The organism is Methanococcoides vulcani, from assembly GCF_900111645.1.
Lineage (GTDB): Archaea > Halobacteriota > Methanosarcinia > Methanosarcinales > Methanosarcinaceae > Methanococcoides > Methanococcoides vulcani.
This window is the reverse complement of sequence record NZ_FOHQ01000002.1, coordinates 1-19,292: the sequence shown is the minus strand read 5'-3', so window position 1 is coordinate 19,292 and position 19,292 is coordinate 1. Positions and strand designations below refer to the sequence as shown.

Below are 19,292 nucleotides of genomic sequence, written 5' to 3'. Positions count from 1 at the left end.
CTGGACTAAACAAATATGAAATTCTATATTACGGACTCTGCAGTTTTTATTTATGGCTATGATGGCGACCCTTCACAATTCATAACAGTACCTACTGTCAGGAATGAGATGAAGAGCCAGGAAGCCCTTATGCGATTTGAGATCGCATGCGAGACAGGTACCCGGGTAGAACAACCTGACCCTGATATCAGGAAAAAGGTGGTTTCGCTTGCGAAGGAGACACGTGACGTCGAGGAACTTTCGGATACAGACATCGACATCCTTGCAAAGGCATTTGAATATAAAGAGGAGTCAATTCTGCTAACTGACGATTATGCTGTACAGAACGTAGCTTCAGTTCTTGGCATTGAATTCAAGCCCATTGCTCAGAAGAAAATACGTGACGTCCTTGTATGGGGAAAGAAGTGCACTGCCTGCAGGCGTAAGTTCGATGAAGGTGATGTATGCCCTGTTTGTGGATCGCCATTGAAGAAGGTCAGGAAAAGAAAACTATAACCGTAGATATGACCTATAACAAGGTGAAAGAAAGAGAATACAATATTTCTAATTGAGATTAAAGCTGGGATAATATGAATAATATAGAAGAAATGATCCAGAAAGCAGTTGAATTGCAAGCTAACGGCCTTGTCACAGGTCAGATAGCAAACGAGCTCAACGTATCCCGGGAAACCGTCACATGGCTTTTGACACGTTCAAAGAAGGACGTCGTTGCTCCTGCACCAAAGGACATCTCCGTGAACTGGAGCAATATCGGGCAGAGTTCTTTCAGGCTCAAGTGTGTATCACAGGCACTCTGTGATATGGTTGCAGAGTCACTGGAGAAGACCGATCAGATAGCTGACCTCGTGATAGGAATTGGGCTTAGCGGAATACCTATCGCTACAATAATGTCAGATGAACTTGGACTTGAGTTCGCCATTTTCCACGACTATGATGACCAGAAAGAAAAGAGTCGTCAGAGGGGTATCTTTAGCAGGAACTTCGCCGATGTCAGGGGAAAGAACTGCATTATCGTGGATGATGTTGTCTCATCCGGCGCTACTATCACAGACGTGGTTGAACAACTTCGCGATGTCGGTGCGAATCCTGTTGCCATAGCTGTAATTCTGGACAAGATGAATTCAGATCTGATTGCCAATGTCCCTATGAGCTCACTGGTACGTATCACACGTGTAGACTGAAAGGGGAAGATTCCCTTTTAATTCTTTAAAGAAACTTTTTTAGAATAGTTGATGAGGGAGAGGTTTCACTCCACTCCCACAGAACCGATCTTTTCTACCAGTTTGGAGAGTACCTCAGAACGCATTCCTTCTACGAACTTGATACTTCCAACCACAAGGTGTCCGCCACCGTTAACGCCGGCACCTACGATCTCCTCATGAAGCTCGCGGACCATCTGCGGGATGTTCATAAGAACACCTTTTGAGCGGATCACAGCAAAATCAGGACCGTATCCGATAGTGATAACCGGGCGTCCTTCAAGTTTCTGGCACATGCGGTCATGCACTTCGCCTGAGGTCTTACCTGGTGCAGGGAAAGTGAACTTATGTGCATAGTTCTCAACGTCCAGAACATTCAGGACTGCACCGTTTGGCAGGTCCTGGGATTTGACGTTCGGCATGCATGCGGTCAACTGCTCATCGATCATGGCATTTGCCTGTTCACAGAGCAAATTCACAATCTTCTTATGCCTGGTCTTATCGCCAAGGTCCATGAGATCATCCACAATGCCTCTGCCACTACTGAATTTAAGCCAGTATGCTTCAAAGTCAAGCGCCAGTGCAATGTCCTTGAGGTCTTTCAGGGAATATTTATCAGCAACGAGCTGTTTATAAGCCTCTGCTTCTTCTGCTTCGGAACGGTCACCCACTGCAGCAATTGCCGGCAGGTGCTTGATCTCATCCGTAACATCAGGATTTATCATACGTGCAACTTCTGTCGCAAGCATTCCGGCGGTCATTCCGAAATCCCCGCCAACATGTGCAGGGTTCACATGCCCTAGCAGGTACTGGTCAACGATCTCATCCGGATGATGGTGATCCACAACGACCATATCTATGCCATAGACCTGTGCCTGTCTCATGGCTGGTACATCCTCTTCTGTGGAACCATTGTCCACCATGACGACCAATGGGAGTTTTTGTCCATGTCTGGAAGCATCTTCGAGTGCATAGGATATGTCCTTGGTAACATCCGGCATTTCATAGAAAGGTGCTTTGGATGGTGCACGCTTGTAATAGTGATATTCTGCATCAGGTCCGTTTATCTCCCTGATCATCGGAAGGATAGCCCTCTCGATTGCTACTGCTGCAGTCATTCCGTCAGCATCAGCATGATGGCGCAGAAGGATCGGTTTTGACCTCATTATAGCTTTCTTGATCTGCTTGGTCACCTGGCGCATTGCAGGCCTGAGCTTTTCAAGTATCTCGCTTTCTACAAGGAATTCGATCTCTGCAGGTTCAGCCCTTTTGTCAAGCACTTCATCGATCCGCTTTTTGACAGCCTCCTCCTTTGCACCGGAGAGACGTTTCATGCTCTTGACCTCTACCTGGAGCCTGTCAGCACGGGATGTTACTTCGCCTGTGCCGGTTATTATCATGTCGGAATCGATCTCCGGATAGGCACGCTCTCCTGCACGCTCAAAAGCTGCACAAGAGATGAGACCTTCCTCATCAGATATCGTAAATATAGTAGGACCACCGGTCTGTTTGACCTGTATGACCTCTCCCTCGATCTTGATAAGTTTACCAATGAACTTATCGAGCTCTATGGACTTCCTGATAGGTATCTCCTTTTCAACTTCCACTATGTTGAAATCCTTGACCTGCCTTGGGATCAGGTCCATCTTACCATCACGGCGAACCTCTTTCACCTCAACGACAACAGAAGCTCCTGCCTCGAGGGGGGTACTAAGGTTGCTTGAGTGTATCAGACCACGAAGATTGGAATTCAGATCTACGAAAACACCGAAGTTCGCAAGGTTGTTCACAGTAGCACGGTACATTTTCCCGACTTCAAGCTCATCCTGATTACAGGAATTGTCCAGTACATGAACGATATCTACCTTACCACAGGTACTGCAAGCTTCCTTTCCATTGATCGGACCATCGATGGGTTTTCCGCATATATCACATTTATAGAAGGCACCTTTGCCGTTGCATGCTGCGCATGTTTTTCTTACTTCAACTTCCCCGCTTCCATCGCATTTCGGGCAAACTGAACCATCTTTCAAAAAACTATTCACGTCCTTTTGTGAAAGGCTCATGAGGTTGACAGACTTTGATTTCCCCGTGCCTTTACATTCAGAACATTTCTCAGTGGAGAGAACTTCATATCCCTTTCCTCCACATTCAGTACACTCTTCTCTCATTGTATCAAGTCTTAATTGTTTATGTTAGATTTATGTCTTTGCTTGTACGAAGACTACCACAAGCAATAGTTTTTTATTAGAACTTCTTCCATATAAATTGGGGGAGGTTACCATGATAGAAGAATACATAATACCTATACTTGTAATTGGAGTTATCATCTTATCTCAAGCGCTCAAGATGGTCAAAGAATACGAACGAGTCGTTATTTTCAGACTGGGACGACTTAGTGGAGTAAAGGGACCAGGACTTTTCCTTATCATCCCTATCATCGATTCAGTGGTGAAGATTGACCTGCGAGTTGTAACTATTGACGTTCCAAAACAGGCAGTTATCACAAAAGATAATGTCACTGTTGCTGTTGATGCAGTTGTTTACTATAAGGTCCTCGAACCTGATGCAGCAGTTACAGAAGTGGAAAACTACAAGTTTGCAACTGCAATGCTTTCCCAGACGAGCCTCAGGGACGTTATCGGACAGATCGAACTTGATGAACTCCTTTCTGAACGTGAGACCATTAATAAGGATATCCAGGAGTTGCTCGACGTTTCCACAGACCCATGGGGTATTAAGGTCACAGGCGTTACTCTCAGGGATGTAAGCATTGATGAAACCATGCTTCGTGCAATTGCAAAGCAGGCAGAAGCTGAGAGGGAAAAGCGTGCACGTATAATCCTTTCTGAAGGTGAGTTCATGGCTGCACAAAAGATGAAAGAGGCTGCACAACTCTATCAGGAAGTACCTGCATCTCTCAAACTGAGGGAACTGCAGACCATTGCTGAAGTTGCACGTGAAAAGAACCTCATCGTAGTAACAAGTTCAACGGATATTGGTGAGATCGCTGCACTTTCCAGAGCATTCAGTAAGAAATAAACACTTAAGAAGGTGATAAGATGTCAAATAAGCCATCACCTCTTATTCTTTTTCTATTTTTAGCATTGATATTGTTGCTAAGTCCTGCCTGTGCTTCCGCAGAAGAGAAAGTTCTGGTACTGGAGATATCCGATTCGATAACACCGGTTTCTGATGACCTTGTAGCTGATGCACTTTTGGTAGCACAACAGGAAGGATATGAAGCACTTGTTATAACCCTCAATACCCCGGGAGGCGGGGTTGAGGAAACGCTCAGGATCATTGAAGCTATAGACCAGTCAGAAGTTCCGGTAATAGGCTATGTCTACCCCGGCGGAAAAGCATGGTCTGCAGGCACATTGATACTTCTTGGAACTGACATTGCTGCAATGGCACCCTATACTGTCATTGGGTCTGCCCAGCCGGTCACTGTTTCTACAGGAGGGATAGAACCCGTTGAGGATGACAAGATCGTGAACGCCCTTGTGGCACTTGCAAAAGAAAAAGCAAACCAGCATGGACGTAATGAGACCGCAGCGGAAAAGTTCATCACCGAGAACCTCAACCTCAATGCCGAGGATGCACTGGAAGCAGGAGTCATCGAATATGTGGCTACAGATGTTGAAGACCTCCTTGAACAGGTGGACGGGGAAACCATAAAGGGTAAAGAACTGAACACCAGTGGTGCTACCATCGATATTTATGTTCCATCCCTCAGGCTGAGCTTTATGGATATAATCTCAGACCCGATAATCTCATCACTACTGATAATGCTCGGAATATACGGCATTGTTATCGGTATTTCAAACCCCGGTGCAGGAGCGGAGATCTTTGGAGTAGTAGCTATTTCACTGGGACTTGTAGGAATGGGCTTTGATGTGAATATCGCAGCTATATTCCTGATAATCCTGGGGGTGATACTGTTCGTTCTCGAATTGCAGGCGCCTGGAATTGGCATATTTGGAATATCGGGACTTATCTGTTTGATAGCAGGAAGCATTTTCCTGGTACCAATGGATTTCCCGCGCTGGTATACACCTGCAGACGTACAGCAAATGATGATAATTGCGATCGTCACACCTACAATTGTGATGGGATTGCTATTTGTATTTGTATTTTACAAAGTACTGGAGGTCAGGCATCGCAAGCCGGTTATCGGCGAAGACTTTGCCGGTGACCTTGCTGAAGCCATCGATAAGATCGATGCCGGTTCAAAAGGATTTGTGAGATACAAAGGAGAATACTGGAAAGCACTATCAGAAGACGACCTGGAAGAAGGTGATACTGTAATGATCACCGACAAAAAAGGACCGCTCCTCCTTGTGAAAAAAGAATGAGCATTCAGAGGAAGTGAAACATCACTTCCCTTTTATCATTTTTATGACCTTTCTTTTTTTATCAATCGCTTCATTTGCAGCATTATCTACTGCACGCTTCATCTCTTCAAAGTCCCTTGGCTCTTTATCCCCGATCATCTTCTTGATAGGAGTGTAAGCCGATTCCCTGAAGCGTGGAGTGAAATCACAGACCTCGCCATCGATCGTTATCTCTGCACCACTGCCTTCGACAACTTCTCCGATGATATCGATCTCAACGCCTGCATCCCTGACAGTCTTCATAATATCGTCTGCATATTCCCTTGGAGCGATAACAAGCAATGCATCAAGTGATACGCCAAGGTAGTCGATCTCCAGCTTTTCCAGCATATTGAGAACTTTCGGATTGACAAGCGGACGCATCTTCGACTCATCAAAAACAAGCTTGACACCGGCGGTTCTTGAGATCTCTTTTGCATCACCACGGATACCACCATTGGTCACATCGGTCATTGCATGCACATGCTTTGTCAGGCCGGATGCGATCAGGGCTTCGCATGCTTCAAGGAACTTGATGTTGATGGTCTCATCCACCACATCGTGCATCTCGTAGTAAAGAGCTGCAGTGGAAACAGTCCCTCCGCCTGCACCCTCGCTCATAAGAATAACATCCCCTACCTGTGTCTGAATGCGGGCTGTAAGGTCTGTGGCTGTACCCACTGCACCAACCCCACCGGTCATACGCTCACCGATATCCATATCGCCGCCGATACGGAGAGTGCTTCCTGTTACAAGAGGGATGCCTGTAAGTTCGGACACCGTGGTAATTCCTGCAATATGGTCAAAGATCTTGGCAACATCACCATCATCAGCAACATGGATATCAGACAGGAGCGCCACAGGACGGGAACCCATTACGTACACATCGCGCAGGGATGCACGGGCTACGTGGAAACCTGCAAGGAAAGGAAAATCACTAAGACGGGAATGGATCCCATCAATTGTAATAATTATATACCCATCCCCGGTCTCATTCAGTATAGCACCTGAATCATCAAGATGGGATGTGTCAACTGCTGCAGTGGTCTTTCCGATGACCTCTGCGAGCTTCTCATGTGCGTAGAAATCACCCAATCCGCGGGAACCTACACCAAATTCACCCATGCTCACACCGGAGATAGTGGATGTCAGTACATCACCTTCGACATTCAGTGTGGCCTTTGCCTCTACAATAGCTGCTTTTGCAAGTGACCGGGCATGTTCGGGGGTTGTGTCCTTTATCTCAAGTATGCGTTCTGTCAGTTTGTCCTCAAGTTCAGGATCATTCTTTCGAAGTCCTTTTCTTGCATAGCCTTCTATATCCATTCGATCACTCCGGAGTATCAGCACATACCTACAAAATTATCGAGCATCTTCAAGCCGATATCACCACTTTTTTCAGGATGGAACTGTGTTCCTATAACGTTGCCTGTGGAATTAACAACCGATGCAGCAAAATTCACGCCATACTCACATGAAGCAAGAGTGTGTGAAGCATCCGTATCCACATAATATGAATGTACAAAATAAACGAATGCACCATCTTCAATCCCTTCGTAGAAAGGATGGTCCTGCTCGATGGAAAGTGCGTTCCAACCCATGTGCGGGACCTTTAGTTCGCTGTGTGGGAAGCGGAGAACCATGCCGGGAACAAGATCAAGCCCATCTGTAAGCCCGCCTTCTTCTGAATGGCTCATGAGCATCTGCTGGCCCAGGCAAATACCAAGGACCGGCTTTCCGGATCCCACGTATTTGTGTATGCCATCAAGGAAAGGAACAATGTTCTTCATTGCATCGGAAAAAGCCCCGACACCCGGAAGAATGACACCATCAGCACTTTCAAGGTCTGCCGGGTCTTTTGATATGGTCACTTCTGCACCTGCGTGTTCCAGCCCTTTTTGGACACTGCGTAGGTTGCCAAGCCCATAGTCAATTATCACGATCTTTTTCATGGGAAGTACAGTACGGTTTTGGTACATCAATCTAACGAGATGGTGAAGTACAGTATATAATTATTGGCTTAATTATGAAAAATAACATAGTTTATATTCCATTTTTGCCTTTGGAACAAAACCGAAAAGGTACAGATTACTATAGGTGATTGAATGAAAAACGCAAGAAAGATCTTTAATGATGAAAGAGCGATAGAGCTCCCGATCAATATCGTGGTGATGCTGGTCGTCGGGATGGTAGCATTGGCAGCGCTCATCGCCATAATCCCGCCACCCACAAAGAACATGGCCGTGAACATCGATGAAGCAGGCCTTCAGGGAAATGTCCCAAGTGCAGGAAACACCATTGTGGTGGATGCGGTCACCGCTCAGAGCCCTCTGACTGTAATAGTTAAGATCACAGCCACAGACCCTGACGGGAATCCGGTCCGTGATGCAAATGTAGTTTTGCGAGGTCTTGGTGGTGTAGCCACAAATACCACCGACATCAACGGTGAGACAATACTGGTAACAACTGCTGCACAGGTGGAAATGGGTGCTAACCAGAATGAAGGCACAATGGACCTTACGGTCGCAGCGAATGGTTTCTACGATTATGAGAAGAAAAATGCGGTGATGATCATCAAGACAAAGTGATCTCACTTTCCTTATTTTTAATATGGTACACAAAAGCATTATTCAAGATGAAAAGGCAGCCATAGGCCTGCCAATACGCATGGTGGTCCTGACGATAATAGGAATGATCGGCTTTGCAGTGATCGTATCGGCCATAGTCAACGCACCCACCGCACCAAGACCCATGTATGCAACTTCTAATGTGACAAGTATAACTTTATCAGGTGAATTTGGCAACTCCGGTCCAATTGAGATCACCATCTCCAATTTTGACGGAGACCCCATAGGCGGATGCAATGTTGTATTGAGAGATCCTTCCGGAACCGTTGCTTCCGGCGGCCTCACTGATAGCTCAGGCCAGGTCCAGATGCAGCTTATGAACATCTCGCTTCCTACCGGAAAACGCGAAGGTTACATTACCATCAAAGCAATGGCTGACGGCTATCTCGAACACAATGACGAGCACTTTGTGAAAGTTATCCGGGGATGAACAGTGCTCGATCAATTGGCCAATCGATCAATCAATTAGTTAGCTAATCAATCCGCCTTTCTGTTGACCACATAGAACTTGGCGAGAACAGCGACAGCGAGTGCTAATCCCAACCCCAGCGAAAAGTAAGGGGAACGGAGAATATCCCATCGGCCTGCAAAGATCAGTCCTCCTGTCAGAAGCAGGAGTGCTGCCCCCATAATGCCTGAAAGCTCCACAGGCATCTTGATAGAGCCGATGGTTATCCTGTTGCGGTCTTCGATCCGCATAAGTTTCTCATCCTGCGATGCAAGTGATGTTTCAAGCTTGTCGGACAGCTTATCGAGATCCACACGAAGTGAGCCTTCCACCAGTGACCTTAGCTCTTCAATTTCTGCTTTTAACTTATCAATGCCCTCAATTGCAGAACGAACGTCTTCGGACGCTTGTGGTTGCTGTGTCTCAAATACAGTACCTGCAACATCCTCAGCAGGCACTTCGACCGACAAACGTCTTTCAACCGCACGAAGCCGCTTCTCAAGGCTCCTGACACTCTGGTCAAAGGACTCTACTCTTCCCCGGACATCCCCTTTTGCAGTACCCCCACTCATAGAACTCACCAGCAAAGACCTTCGTAAACAATATCCTCTTCAAGCTTTTCAGGATCGATCATCTTCCTGCCATCGATCACTACCTTGTCCTTCATGCCGGCAAATTCAGAGTCGAGTTCCCTGAACTCATCCCATTCGGTCATTATCAGACATGCGATCGCACCTTCCAGTGCCTCAGCAGCGCTATCGTAGTACCATATATTTCCAATCAATGCCTTCATGTTGTCTGTTGCCATCGGGTCATATGCAGTCACATCGGCCCCAAGCTCCAGAAGTTTTCTTATAACAGGAATGGAACGTGACTCACGGATGTCATCCGTTTCGTTCTTGAAAGCCAGACCCAGGACAGCCACTCTTTTGTCTTTAACATCTCCTGCATGCTTTTCAAGAAGCTCCACCATCTGCATCGGCTGCAGTTCGTTCACTTCAATAACTGATTCAAGGAGAGAAGGATAATAATCGATCTCCTTTGCTTTACCGATAAGTGCACGCACATCCTTTGGGAAGCACGATCCACCAAAACCGGCACCGGAGTTCAGGAAATACTCGGATATACGGAAATCTGCACCTACAGCGTTCATTACCTCATACGTATCGATCCCCAGGCGCTTGCAGATATTGCCTATCTCATTGGAGAACGATATCTTTGTGGCAAGGAAAGAATTGTTCACGTACTTGATCATCTCAGCAGTACGAGGATTGGTCCTTGTGACCTCGCAATCCAGATCCCGATACAACTCAGAAACAAGAGCCCCTGTTCTTTCATCAATGCTACCAATGACGATCTTATCGGGATTCATGAAATCATAAACAGCCTTGCCTTCTCTCAGGAACTCAGGGTTCATGGCAACACCGAAGTCCTTGCCTGCGACCTTGCCTGAATGTTCCTCAAGTAAAGGAAGAACTATATCTTCGGTAGTTTGTGGAACCACTGTACTTTTGACGACCACAATGTGGAAGCCGTCTTTTTTTGCCATTGCCATGCCAAGGCTCTTGCACGCAGCACCTACGATCGACAGGTCGATATTACCATGCTCGTTGGAAGGGGTTCCCACGCAGATAAACGACACATCCGAGTTCTGTACAGCATAATCATAATCAGATGTTGCTATGAGGTTCTTCTCCGCATGTTTAGTCATCAACTCCCCAAGACCTTCCTCCCAGATAGGAGGGATACCATCGTTGATCATTTGCACCTTCTTTTCGTCAATATCGATGCAGATGACCTCATGCCCAAGTTCTGCAAAACATGCAGCTGTAACTGAACCAACATAACCTGATCCAATAATAGATACCTTCATAAAAATCACTCCTGTTTAATAAAGTTGTAAAGGATGTATATTATAATAATGGTTTTGCAACCAGACTACCCTTTTCAGTATAGCATTTTAACCATAGAAAAGTATGCACATGGATGACTCTGGGATCTAAAGTCTAAAATCAAAATAAAAAATAACTGATGTTTGCGGAGGAAATCAGCCCTCTGCAAACCCTTTTCTTTTAATGTCACAAAACTTTCACAAGGATCGGTTCCCCGTCATCCACAGCATCCATTATACTGTGAGCAATCGCAGAATTGCTCCGGACCTTGACATCGCCATGACGACCAACCGTTGCAGTGAAAAGGTAACTTTCGCCTGCATATATCTCGACATCCTGTGAAGCTATCTCAGGAACGTTCAGGATCACATGCTTCTTTGTGTGCTCGACAGTAGGACGATAGGAGCTTCCTGAGAATCTGTTCTTATCCGTACCCTTGTTCTTGCGGCCTTGCTCTTTAAGCTCACGTACATCAATATGGACACCTACGATCCTCTCGATCTCATTAATTACCGCACCACTTTTGCCGATCACCTTCGAGATCTCCTTCTCGAAAACCTTTACGACAGCACTTGTGTCGGAAACCATCTCTACCTCAACAGGACCGCTGGTATAGCGCTGGACAACATCCCTTATCTCACCTTCCGCAAGACCCCATACGGGTTTCCTGCCTGTTGATTTGGATGTCGGCATGACGACGACCTGCTCGCCGAAGGTATATATCTCAAATTCAGGGGTTGAGGTCTCAAAGTCAGAAACAACGATAACAGGTCTTGCAAGATCATTTTCCATCATTCCGGATGGCACTTTTACGGTGAACTCAAGGGTCTGGACCTGGGCAACCTCTCCTTTGTCAATAAAGATGACAGTATCAACGACCTGGGGAATAACACCAAGCTCCACCCTGCCGATAAGCCTCTGTACAGCATCGATCGCACGGTTGGCATGCACAACACCGATCATGCCGACACCTGCAAGCCTCATGTCCGCAAATATCTCGAAATCACGGGTCTTTCGCACTTCATCGTAGATAGTATAGTCAGGTCTTACAAGCAACAGCACATCTGCTGTTTTTTCCATGCTTCCTTCAAGGGGAGCATATTGTGTGATCTCCCTGGGAACCTGCAGGTCCCTTGGGGACTCCATTGTCTTTACCACATAATTGTGCTCATGCAGGAAAGTGGCAACTCCTGCCCCGAATGTGGATTTGCCCGCTCCTGGCGGACCTGATATCAGAATTCCCCTCTGTCCCAGTATCCTCTCCTTGAGCTTGTCACCCAGACGGTACTCATCCAGCTTTACCGATGCCACAGGACGTACTGCCGTGATCTCTACATCATCTGAAAATGGAGGGTTCGAGATAGCTATTCGCATATCGCGTATCTGCAATACGGTAGCACCATTAAGCGACATTTCGATGAAGGATTCCGGGTCAGCTCGTGCTCGCTCAAGAAGCTCACGGGTGATCTCTTTCAGCTCACCTGAAGTGCATGGAGTATCCCTTATTTCCACAAATTCCACATTCCTGATGGAACCGCGCTTGCCCATTGGAACGACCTTGTTCTTCAGGTGCACAGACATTGTATCATCAGTAAAGAAATCCTCAATATGCAGGGTAATGAACTCGGCTTTTTTCGGAGGAAGGTAATCCACGTCCATTCCCTTTGCCACCGCAACGTCGTACTGCACCCTGTCCCCGGTCACAAAAGTAGCGTCCAGCTCTTCAGCGCATGAACGGATAATAGCATCCACTGCACCCTCTTTGGCATACTTTCTCTCTTCGATGGTCGGGCGTTCACCTGTAAAAGATATATCGATCAGGCCGTCTCTTGCCAGTTCCTGAAGCTGCTTTAGCTCATCCAGACCTTTATTGCCGATCTCGAGACCACGGTTTGCCTGAGATTCCAGTTCTGCCACCATGGCCTCAGGAATGAATATCTCGGCCCCCTCATAATCCCCTGCAACGATCATTTCGGACACAAGACCATCAATAATAACACTTGTATCCGGAACTATCCTTGTTATCTCTTTATTTTCCATAAACAGAACTACCGTTCAAAACTATTTAACACAAATGACAGAAAAGCAATGTGAGCAGAAAAAGGAAAGAAAAAAAGGATAAAATAATTCCTTAGACTATCAGTCTTAAAATATCAGTAGACCTCATCGGGGTTAAAGACCTTCTCACCAACGACATCACCCTCGATGTTGCGGTAGAAGCATGAACGATAACCAGTGTGGCATGCGCCGCCTTCCTGTTCGATCTTCATTACGATGGCATCCATATCGCAATCTATCAGCATCTCGTGTACTGTCTGCATGTGCCCGGAGCTTTCGCCCTTTTTCCACAGTTTTTGCCTGCTACGACTCCAGTAGTGAGCGATGCCGGTCTCAATGGTAAGTTTAAGAGCCTCCTCGTTCATGTAGGCAACCATGAGAACTTCGCCAGTTTTATTGTCCTGTGCAATGGCCGCGATAAGACCATTGTCATCATATTTGAGATTGTCAAGATCTATCATAGTAATCAGTTAATAGATATACTATAACTATAAAAACTAAGAGGAATCAATATGTAATGATAATAAAATATAGTGTATAGAAACTTCATTAGAATATTTTTTTACATATGATATCAAGGTGAAAGAATGGATTATAGTTTCGATGGAAGAGGGGGATACAGGGTACCGACTGGTTTGCTAGGACTTGACGTTCAGCTTGGAGGAGGAGTTCCTCCGGGAACAACTATATTGATACTTGCAGAACCCGGTGCAAGCTCAGAGATATTTGCACAACAGTTCATATATGGCGGTCTGACGAACAACGAGGAAGTTTACTATTTCTCTGCCGAACATCCGGTTCAGGAAATAATAGAGGATATGAAGAACTTCGGATGGGATGTTAACCAATATGTCGAGAACGGAAAAATGGACTTCATTGATGCGTATACCTTAAGGTTCTGCAATGTTCTGCCTAAAAGTATTACATGCAACCTCTCGGCCAAGGATTTCCTGAAACAGAACACTGATACGATGAACCAGCTTAAGACTGCTACCTCTAAAGAGAGGCAGGGGCAGTACAGAGGGGTCATCGATTCCATATCATATTTCCTGAGATCCTACGATATGAAATCTGTTACAGAAGCTATTGAAGTTATCTCCTCTATCGGAAAGCTCACCAATGCTGTGCAGCTCATCCTTATGACCGGTGGCACACATGACCCACAAGTGGAAAATGGACTCAAGAGCATTTGTGACGGGGTTATCGAGTTCCGCATGAAAGAGCGTGGAAGCGAGATCGAGAGAACTATATTGATACGTAAGATGAGAGGGATGATCCCTCCTGACAAGACCATTTCATATAATATCACTCACAAAGGCATTGAACTGGAAACTACGACCAGAGTTCTCTGATCGTCTTGTAGTGGAGATATTCAGATAATGCAATAACAAATGGTTGATGAGAATGAAAGAAAAACTTGCTGAACTCCTGACAAACATATTCACAACTTCCGGACACAGTGTTTCAGAATCCGACACTGTGGACCTGATCGTAGAGAAAAACGACCACCGAACCTATATTTTACTTACCGGTCAGCCAGATCCTGCACAGATCAGGAGCTTTGCAGACCAGATCAGGGACGGAGTGGGACTATATGTCACCATGCAGAAGATGGAGCCGGAACTCCACGATTATGCAACACATGTGGGTCTTATCACATGGGACCGTGACGAGCTATCCCTCCAGATAGGAAAAGCTGTCATCGCCGACCTTGAAGGCAATGCTACCGACCTCCAGCTTGTGGCTTACGATATAGACAACAATGCTATGACGGCAGATCAGCCTGCATCCACATCTACTGGTTTCTCAGGAAGCTTTGAAGTAAGCTCCGGGACATCAGCTCCTTCAGCGGAGCCTTCCACGCCGTCTGCCCCGCAGATGCCCGCACAGGAAGAACAGGACGGTTTCAACATCTGGGCAACTTCCCCTGAGATGCAGCAGGCAGACACGGTTGGAAACTATCAGGAGCCGGAGCGATCATATATGGAAGCACCTGTGACAACTGCACCAGAGCCCCAGCAGGCTTTATGGCAAGCGCCACAACCAGTTCCATCAACACTTGACCTTCACACTGCACCTATAAAATTGGAAAAAGAAAGGGCTGCAGCGATGGCAAAGTCCGAGATAGGGATCCCTGATGATGTTGTTCTCAAGTTCGTACCTTTCTGGAATTATGCCTATGCTGTCAAAGCAGAACACAGGTTCAAGAACAAGGTCATTGATATTTCCGGTCAGGGCCAGGGTTGTCTTAATGCCCTCAACGGCAATAAGGAAGAGATTGAACTACACCAGATAAATGACCATGTGACACTTCCTGATGACAACTATGAGATCAAGAGCAAGATGATCGACCAGAAGGAAGCGGAAAGCACGCTAATATCAAACATTATCGAAGAATATACAAAAGATGTGCGTTTCAACAATGTCGTTGGAGAGGCGCTGATATCCGAACACAAGATGTTCAAGCCATCGATGGATGATATCAGGTTCAAGATCGACCTTGTCTATGTGCCTATATGGGAAGTAAAAGGTGCAAGGAACTCCGTGGAGATCAACGCATATACACAGGAAATACTGACCAATCCTGTAGATGATGATGTAGAGTTCATGTGAATCTTTGTTTGTGACTGTCCGAACATATATGTACGAAAACTGTATATAGAGACCAACGCATTTACTGACTTTAGAAATTTACCAAAAAATGGAGTGACAAAGAATGATCGAAATTACAGACGTTGCTGCAACAGAATTGAAAGCATTGCTCGAGGCTGAGGACAAACAGGACCATGCATTGAGAATATTTGTTGCAGGTATGGGATGCAGCGGTATCCAGTATGGAATGGCACTCGACAACGAGATCAGTGATGAAGATGTCACAATCGAAAGCAAGGAGATCAAGATCGTTATGGGCACGGACATTAACGAACAGCTGGACAAGGCAACCATCGATTACATTGACACAGATGGTGGCAAAGGCTTCATCATCGACAACCCAATGGCTGCAGGCGGATGCAGCAGCTGCGGTGGCAGTTGCCATTAAGAACAAGGTATTTAATTGAGTAATACCATCCTACGCGGTAGTAATTAAAAGGTGATCAAATGATTCCAGGCATGGGCGGACGGGGCATGAACCCGAAAAAGGTCAAACAGATGATGAAACAGATGGGCATCAACATCGATGAGATAGAAGATGTGGAACAGGTCATCATAAGAACCGCAGATAAGGATATAGTATTTAATGACGCAAGCGTCAGCATAATGAATGCACAGGGAGTTGACACCTATCAGGTAACAGGTACTCCTGTGGATGTGCCACGTGAGGTCGTCATCCCTGAAGATGATGTCAGGCTTGTGGCAGAGCAGACCGGTGCAAGCGAAGAAGCTGCCCTTGAAGCTCTCAAAAATGCTAACGGAGATCTGGCAGAAGCTATTCTTGCCCTGTCTTCGTAATTCTTTTTTTAAACCTTTTTTTTGAAAAATAAAATGATAAAAGCTAAACAGCGTTAGCTTTCAAGTGATAATTCCTTGAGTATTGAGTGATATTCCTCAACAGGCATCCTTGAGTAAAATGCACGTTTGACAACCTCGCTCAGGGACGGGTGGATGTCCATTCCGTGAACGATAGGACCTACATCAGCCCCAGGAGTGTTCATGAGAGTTATCATCTGATGGATAAGAACGGATGCCTGTGGTCCGATGATGTGTGCACCAAGAAGAATGTTAGTGGAATTATCCATTATGACCTTAACAAAATAATCTTCAAGAGCCATTGCCATACCTTTACCGGTATCTTCGAACCTCTGGAACCCAATGGAAATGTTCCCTTTCCCATAATGTTCCACGGCCTCTGCTTCTCCCATTCCGACCCCGGCGATCTCCGGATAGGAAAAGATAGCATGAGGCACTGCATGATAGTCAACTTTCACATCACCGTTGAGCGCAGAGTTCTGGTAAACCACTGTAGACTCATAATTGCCGACATGCTTGAAAAGATATTTACCATTGGCATCACCAAAAGCCCAGACATTGGGACAGCTTGTCTCCAGATGATCATTGACCTTGATCCAACCTCTCTCATCGGTCTCAATATTTCCTTTTTCAGGATGAAGGATATCGGTATTCGGACTTCTGCCGGTAGCCACAAGGATCTCATCAGCCAGTACCTCTATCTCTTCACCTGTCTGCCTGTTTTTTGCAAGGATCTTCTTCTGGTTACCTGATGCCTGAACTTCAGCAACCTCGTGATCGGTGATTATAGAAATATGGTCTTCCATTTTTCTTCTTGCAAGCTCACTTATCTCTGGTTCTTCCTGAGTGATAATTCTGGGACTGCGACCTATTATAGTTACATCGGATCCCATGGCAGAGAAGAAATGACCGTATTCGGCAGCGATATAGCCACCCCCTATGATAGCAAGACTTTCCGGTAATGAAGTAAGGTCCAGAACTGTGTCACTTGTGAGATAACCAAGATCATCCAGACCTTTGACCGGAGGTATCATAGGTTTTGAACCTATGCTCAGGTATATCATCTTTGAAGTGATCGTTTCATCCCCAACTTTAAGAATATAGGGTTCAATGAATTCTACAGTGTCCTCGTAGTAGTCCATTTTAGGACTGGATGAAAGGCCGTTGTGGATCATCTCAATGTCCTTACCTATGGAAGAACGCATTTTATCCATGATGAAACTGAAATCGATGCTCTTGATCTCAGCATCAATACCAAATTCTTTTGACCTTCCGATCTCCCTTACAAGTTCTGCAGGATAGAGCAGCATCTTGGATGGGATACAACCTCTTGTAAGACAGATGCCTCCGGGATCATCCTTGTCTATAATAGCTACTTTCATCTCCGGATTCTCTTGCATCATCAAGCCAACATAGTTCATCCCTGAACCGCTGCCTATCACTATAAGATCATATTCTTTCATTTGTACACCCCAAATTACGTATAAGAGATATTATACCTGTTTCATTATTATATATGATGTGTTTCAGACAAGGAAACCTATCAGGTAAACCAGCGAACCTATTTGCATCAGTACTATCGTTCTTGATCTCAATTTCAATACGTTGTTCTTTGGCTGGTCACGCATCAAAGACCTGGAAATGAATAAATAAACAACTGCTACCGGCACGATCAACAAAAGGAATGGTGTGTTATGGACAAGATTGGGATGCAGATTTACGAAATAGGGAAGAGGGTCAAGTATAAAGACAACTGAGAAGATCAGAGAAGAAATTATGGCTGCAGAACGTGGAGAAACACGCCATGCTATTGTCTGTACACGGTGTTGCATATCTCCTTCCATATCAGAAATATCTGCCATTATCTCAAAGGCGATGCCTACCAGAAATGCCATTAAGATGTAGAACTGCACTAGTGGTTCTACTACAGTATCCACCACGATGGTACCAAAAATAATGGTCGCCATGAAATAATAAGCAATGGATATGTTCTTCAGCAGAAGAACTTTTTTCATGTGGCTACTATAGAATATCGATCAGAGCACTTATTGAAGCCTATGAACAAAGAAACAAATTCACCCAGCTTCAACGATATTAAAAATGCCAGAAGCATGCAGCCAACAGCTACCTGAAGTGCAGTGTTGCGTGATATTGCACCTGTAACAATGGGTCGGTCCTTCCTGTTGTTTGCAATGTCTACAAGATGGTCGAAGTAATCGTTTATGGAAAAGGAACCCATGAACAGGAAGATGGAGACCACTGCTGCTGTCACGTATTCAGTACCATTTCCAAAAAATTCCATTGACAGAATGCCTGAAAGGATCACGGAGAACATGCCAAAAAAGGAGTTTTCGAACCTTGTCAAAGATAAGAAGGCCTGAAGCTTCTCAGTAAAAGAGACCATGGGATCAATTTCCTGCAATGAACTTCAGTTTGTCATTGACAAGAGCTTTCAGATCTTCAAGGTCGCTGCAATCATTTATTTCATCAGACGTGATCAGTAGGTTAAGCCTGTGGTCCTTTTCAAGATATGTACATGGGAATGAAGCTCCCGGATAATTATATTCTTTATCGAATTCATCCTTGTGCAAAAAGATCACAGGTACGGGCAGATCATCTACAAAGGATCTCCATTCACTTTTCATACCTGTATTACCATAGGTGATGGCACACAGATTACATTCATAGCTCGATGGTGACACAATTTTATGAACATAATCTTTCATTTCATTTACCAGGCCACTGTCTGCATTGTATACAAAAACTATTGAAACTTTACTCATAGAAATCCCCAGATATCCCTATTATTAAGAATTTAGGGCTCAATGGGATATAAGTTTGTACATTTAGCAATTCGAATCTGTAAAAGTGATCATGAATAAAAACATATCAGAACAGCAAAGTCAAAGCTAGTGAGTTAAGATCAGTTAAAGAAAAAGGGTAATAGAGTGAGCACAGCAGCGACGCAGATTTCCCGAGGACTCTCGTACCTCAGTACAGTAAGCAACGTGGGCAGGCTTATCTTCTGTGTTCGGAATGGGAACAGGAGTTGCCCTGCCGCTATGGCCGCCGTACTCTAACTCATATTAATGGATGAAAGCCAAGGTCCGGATTCGAACCGGAATGGAATCGCTCTGCAGGCGATTGCGTAGCCGCTCCGCCACCTTGGCACTTTTTAAGCGGACTTTACTAGGCAACACAACCATATAAGCCTTTACATTGCG

At 45.4% G+C, this 19,292-nt stretch carries 21 protein-coding genes, 1 tRNA gene and 1 rRNA gene; 10 read left to right on the top strand and 13 right to left on the bottom strand.

What is annotated here, in order from left to right; all coding sequences use genetic code 11:
* The first annotated feature begins 15 nt into the window (after positions 1 to 15).
* Both BMX02_RS03395 and BMX02_RS03390 read left to right on the top strand, forming a co-directional pair.
* On the top strand, positions 16 to 495 hold the full coding sequence (locus BMX02_RS03395) for an NOB1 family endonuclease (protein ID WP_091689175.1): 480 nt from the start codon (positions 16 to 18) through the stop codon (positions 493 to 495).
* A gap of 74 nt (positions 496 to 569) precedes the next feature.
* Positions 570 to 1,181, top strand: a complete 612-nt coding sequence (locus BMX02_RS03390; RefSeq protein WP_091689173.1) for an orotate phosphoribosyltransferase-like protein — start codon at positions 570 to 572, stop codon at positions 1,179 to 1,181.
* 65 nt (positions 1,182 to 1,246) lie between these two features.
* Here BMX02_RS03390 and BMX02_RS03385 read toward each other — a convergent pair whose 3' ends face one another.
* Complete coding sequence (locus BMX02_RS03385) at positions 1,247 to 3,370, bottom strand: DHH family phosphoesterase (protein WP_091689171.1); 2,124 nt, start codon at positions 3,368 to 3,370, stop codon at positions 1,247 to 1,249.
* A 112-nt stretch (positions 3,371 to 3,482) separates the two neighbouring features.
* Here BMX02_RS03385 and BMX02_RS03380 point away from each other — a divergent pair, with 112 nt between their 5' ends.
* Together BMX02_RS03380 and BMX02_RS03375 are read left to right on the top strand one after the other, a co-directional pair.
* Positions 3,483 to 4,241 carry a slipin family protein gene (locus BMX02_RS03380; protein WP_091689169.1) on the top strand — a complete coding sequence of 253 codons (759 nt, stop codon included), beginning with the start codon at positions 3,483 to 3,485 and terminating at the stop codon, positions 4,239 to 4,241.
* Between the two features lie 20 nt (positions 4,242 to 4,261).
* Positions 4,262 to 5,557 carry an NfeD family protein gene (locus BMX02_RS03375; RefSeq protein ID WP_091689167.1) on the top strand — a complete coding sequence of 432 codons (1,296 nt, stop codon included), beginning with the start codon at positions 4,262 to 4,264 and terminating at the stop codon, positions 5,555 to 5,557.
* Positions 5,558 to 5,578: 21 nt separating this feature from the next.
* Here the strand turns inward: BMX02_RS03375 and BMX02_RS03370 are convergent, their stop codons facing one another.
* Complete coding sequence (locus BMX02_RS03370; protein WP_091689165.1) at positions 5,579 to 6,901, bottom strand: AIR synthase-related protein; 1,323 nt, start codon at positions 6,899 to 6,901, stop codon at positions 5,579 to 5,581.
* 17 nt (positions 6,902 to 6,918) lie between these two features.
* Entirely contained in the window at positions 6,919 to 7,527 is a 609-nt protein-coding gene (hisH, locus tag BMX02_RS03365) for an imidazole glycerol phosphate synthase subunit HisH (protein ID WP_091689163.1), read from the bottom strand.
* Positions 7,528 to 7,680: 153 nt separating this feature from the next.
* Here hisH and BMX02_RS03360 point away from each other — a divergent pair, with 153 nt between their 5' ends.
* Entirely contained in the window at positions 7,681 to 8,163 is a 483-nt protein-coding gene (locus BMX02_RS03360) for a hypothetical protein (protein WP_091689161.1), read from the top strand.
* 22 nt (positions 8,164 to 8,185) lie between these two features.
* Positions 8,186 to 8,632 (top strand): hypothetical protein, encoded by a 447-nt coding sequence (locus tag BMX02_RS03355; protein WP_091689159.1) that lies wholly within the window; start codon positions 8,186 to 8,188, stop codon positions 8,630 to 8,632.
* 47 nt (positions 8,633 to 8,679) lie between these two features.
* Here BMX02_RS03355 and BMX02_RS03350 read toward each other — a convergent pair whose 3' ends face one another.
* The 4 genes from BMX02_RS03350 to hisI all read right to left on the bottom strand — a co-directional run bounded on the left by BMX02_RS03350 (position 8,680) and on the right by hisI (position 13,061).
* Positions 8,680 to 9,222, bottom strand: coding sequence for a hypothetical protein (locus BMX02_RS03350; RefSeq protein WP_091689157.1), 543 nt, complete (start codon positions 9,220 to 9,222; stop codon positions 8,680 to 8,682).
* A 5-nt stretch (positions 9,223 to 9,227) separates the two neighbouring features.
* Positions 9,228 to 10,523, bottom strand: coding sequence for a UDP-glucose dehydrogenase family protein (locus BMX02_RS03345; RefSeq protein ID WP_091689155.1), 1,296 nt, complete (start codon positions 10,521 to 10,523; stop codon positions 9,228 to 9,230).
* 205 nt (positions 10,524 to 10,728) lie between these two features.
* Positions 10,729 to 12,582 (bottom strand): PINc/VapC family ATPase, encoded by a 1,854-nt coding sequence (locus BMX02_RS03340; protein WP_091689153.1) that lies wholly within the window; start codon positions 12,580 to 12,582, stop codon positions 10,729 to 10,731.
* Between the two features lie 113 nt (positions 12,583 to 12,695).
* Positions 12,696 to 13,061, bottom strand: coding sequence for a phosphoribosyl-AMP cyclohydrolase (hisI, locus tag BMX02_RS03335; protein WP_091689151.1), 366 nt, complete (start codon positions 13,059 to 13,061; stop codon positions 12,696 to 12,698).
* Between the two features lie 126 nt (positions 13,062 to 13,187).
* Here hisI and BMX02_RS03330 point away from each other — a divergent pair, with 126 nt between their 5' ends.
* The 4 genes from BMX02_RS03330 to BMX02_RS03315 all read left to right on the top strand — a co-directional run bounded on the left by BMX02_RS03330 (position 13,188) and on the right by BMX02_RS03315 (position 16,050).
* Positions 13,188 to 13,952 (top strand): RAD55 family ATPase, encoded by a 765-nt coding sequence (locus BMX02_RS03330; RefSeq protein WP_091689149.1) that lies wholly within the window; start codon positions 13,188 to 13,190, stop codon positions 13,950 to 13,952.
* A gap of 52 nt (positions 13,953 to 14,004) precedes the next feature.
* Positions 14,005 to 15,213 (top strand): hypothetical protein, encoded by a 1,209-nt coding sequence (locus tag BMX02_RS03325; protein WP_135644125.1) that lies wholly within the window; start codon positions 14,005 to 14,007, stop codon positions 15,211 to 15,213.
* A 103-nt stretch (positions 15,214 to 15,316) separates the two neighbouring features.
* On the top strand, positions 15,317 to 15,640 hold the full coding sequence (locus tag BMX02_RS03320; protein ID WP_091689145.1) for a HesB/IscA family protein: 324 nt from the start codon (positions 15,317 to 15,319) through the stop codon (positions 15,638 to 15,640).
* Positions 15,641 to 15,699: 59 nt separating this feature from the next.
* Positions 15,700 to 16,050: a nascent polypeptide-associated complex protein gene (locus tag BMX02_RS03315; protein WP_091689143.1), complete on the top strand. Its 351-nt coding sequence runs from the start codon at positions 15,700 to 15,702 to the stop codon at positions 16,048 to 16,050.
* 53 nt (positions 16,051 to 16,103) lie between these two features.
* Here the strand turns inward: BMX02_RS03315 and BMX02_RS03310 are convergent, their stop codons facing one another.
* The 6 genes from BMX02_RS03310 to BMX02_RS03285 form a co-directional block, all read right to left on the bottom strand.
* Complete coding sequence (locus BMX02_RS03310) at positions 16,104 to 17,531, bottom strand: dihydrolipoyl dehydrogenase (protein ID WP_091689141.1); 1,428 nt, start codon at positions 17,529 to 17,531, stop codon at positions 16,104 to 16,106.
* Between the two features lie 63 nt (positions 17,532 to 17,594).
* The gene (locus tag BMX02_RS03305; protein WP_091689139.1) at positions 17,595 to 18,083 is read right to left on the bottom strand and encodes a UbiA family prenyltransferase; all 489 of its coding nucleotides are present in this window, start codon (positions 18,081 to 18,083) and stop codon (positions 17,595 to 17,597) included.
* On the bottom strand, positions 18,080 to 18,472 hold the full coding sequence (locus BMX02_RS12225) for a UbiA family prenyltransferase (protein WP_091689137.1): 393 nt from the start codon (positions 18,470 to 18,472) through the stop codon (positions 18,080 to 18,082). The genes BMX02_RS03305 and BMX02_RS12225 overlap by 4 nt, the downstream gene beginning before the upstream one ends.
* Positions 18,473 to 18,476: 4 nt before the next feature.
* A complete protein-coding gene (locus BMX02_RS03295; protein WP_091689135.1) occupies positions 18,477 to 18,851 on the bottom strand; it encodes a hypothetical protein in 375 nt (124 codons plus the stop codon).
* A gap of 169 nt (positions 18,852 to 19,020) precedes the next feature.
* Positions 19,021 to 19,142: ribosomal RNA gene (rrf, locus tag BMX02_RS03290) — 5S ribosomal RNA — on the bottom strand.
* 24 nt (positions 19,143 to 19,166) lie between these two features.
* Positions 19,167 to 19,238: transfer RNA gene (locus tag BMX02_RS03285), tRNA-Cys, on the bottom strand.
* Positions 19,239 to 19,292: the final 54 nt, after the last annotated feature.

Bases quoted from the DNA above. Each gene is read 5' to 3' on its own strand.
- BMX02_RS03395 (WP_091689175.1), top strand. From the start codon at position 16: ATGAAATTCTATATTACGGACTCTGCAGTTTTTATTTATGGCTATGAT.
- BMX02_RS03390 (WP_091689173.1), top strand. From the start codon at position 570: ATGAATAATATAGAAGAAATGATCCAGAAAGCAGTTGAATTGCAAGCT.
- BMX02_RS03385 (WP_091689171.1), bottom strand. From the start codon at position 3,370: ATGAGAGAAGAGTGTACTGAATGTGGAGGAAAGGGATATGAAGTTCTC.
- BMX02_RS03380 (WP_091689169.1), top strand. From the start codon at position 3,483: ATGATAGAAGAATACATAATACCTATACTTGTAATTGGAGTTATCATC.
- BMX02_RS03375 (WP_091689167.1), top strand. From the start codon at position 4,262: ATGTCAAATAAGCCATCACCTCTTATTCTTTTTCTATTTTTAGCATTG.
- BMX02_RS03370 (WP_091689165.1), bottom strand. From the start codon at position 6,901: ATGGATATAGAAGGCTATGCAAGAAAAGGACTTCGAAAGAATGATCCT.
- hisH (WP_091689163.1), bottom strand. From the start codon at position 7,527: ATGAAAAAGATCGTGATAATTGACTATGGGCTTGGCAACCTACGCAGT.
- BMX02_RS03360 (WP_091689161.1), top strand. From the start codon at position 7,681: ATGAAAAACGCAAGAAAGATCTTTAATGATGAAAGAGCGATAGAGCTC.
- BMX02_RS03355 (WP_091689159.1), top strand. From the start codon at position 8,186: ATGGTACACAAAAGCATTATTCAAGATGAAAAGGCAGCCATAGGCCTG.
- BMX02_RS03350 (WP_091689157.1), bottom strand. From the start codon at position 9,222: ATGAGTGGGGGTACTGCAAAAGGGGATGTCCGGGGAAGAGTAGAGTCC.
- BMX02_RS03345 (WP_091689155.1), bottom strand. From the start codon at position 10,523: ATGAAGGTATCTATTATTGGATCAGGTTATGTTGGTTCAGTTACAGCT.
- BMX02_RS03340 (WP_091689153.1), bottom strand. From the start codon at position 12,582: ATGGAAAATAAAGAGATAACAAGGATAGTTCCGGATACAAGTGTTATT.
- hisI (WP_091689151.1), bottom strand. From the start codon at position 13,061: ATGATAGATCTTGACAATCTCAAATATGATGACAATGGTCTTATCGCG.
- BMX02_RS03330 (WP_091689149.1), top strand. From the start codon at position 13,188: ATGGATTATAGTTTCGATGGAAGAGGGGGATACAGGGTACCGACTGGT.
- BMX02_RS03325 (WP_135644125.1), top strand. From the start codon at position 14,005: ATGAAAGAAAAACTTGCTGAACTCCTGACAAACATATTCACAACTTCC.
- BMX02_RS03320 (WP_091689145.1), top strand. From the start codon at position 15,317: ATGATCGAAATTACAGACGTTGCTGCAACAGAATTGAAAGCATTGCTC.
- BMX02_RS03315 (WP_091689143.1), top strand. From the start codon at position 15,700: ATGATTCCAGGCATGGGCGGACGGGGCATGAACCCGAAAAAGGTCAAA.
- BMX02_RS03310 (WP_091689141.1), bottom strand. From the start codon at position 17,531: ATGAAAGAATATGATCTTATAGTGATAGGCAGCGGTTCAGGGATGAAC.
- BMX02_RS03305 (WP_091689139.1), bottom strand. From the start codon at position 18,083: ATGAAAAAAGTTCTTCTGCTGAAGAACATATCCATTGCTTATTATTTC.
- BMX02_RS12225 (WP_091689137.1), bottom strand. From the start codon at position 18,472: ATGGTCTCTTTTACTGAGAAGCTTCAGGCCTTCTTATCTTTGACAAGG.
- BMX02_RS03295 (WP_091689135.1), bottom strand. From the start codon at position 18,851: ATGAGTAAAGTTTCAATAGTTTTTGTATACAATGCAGACAGTGGCCTG.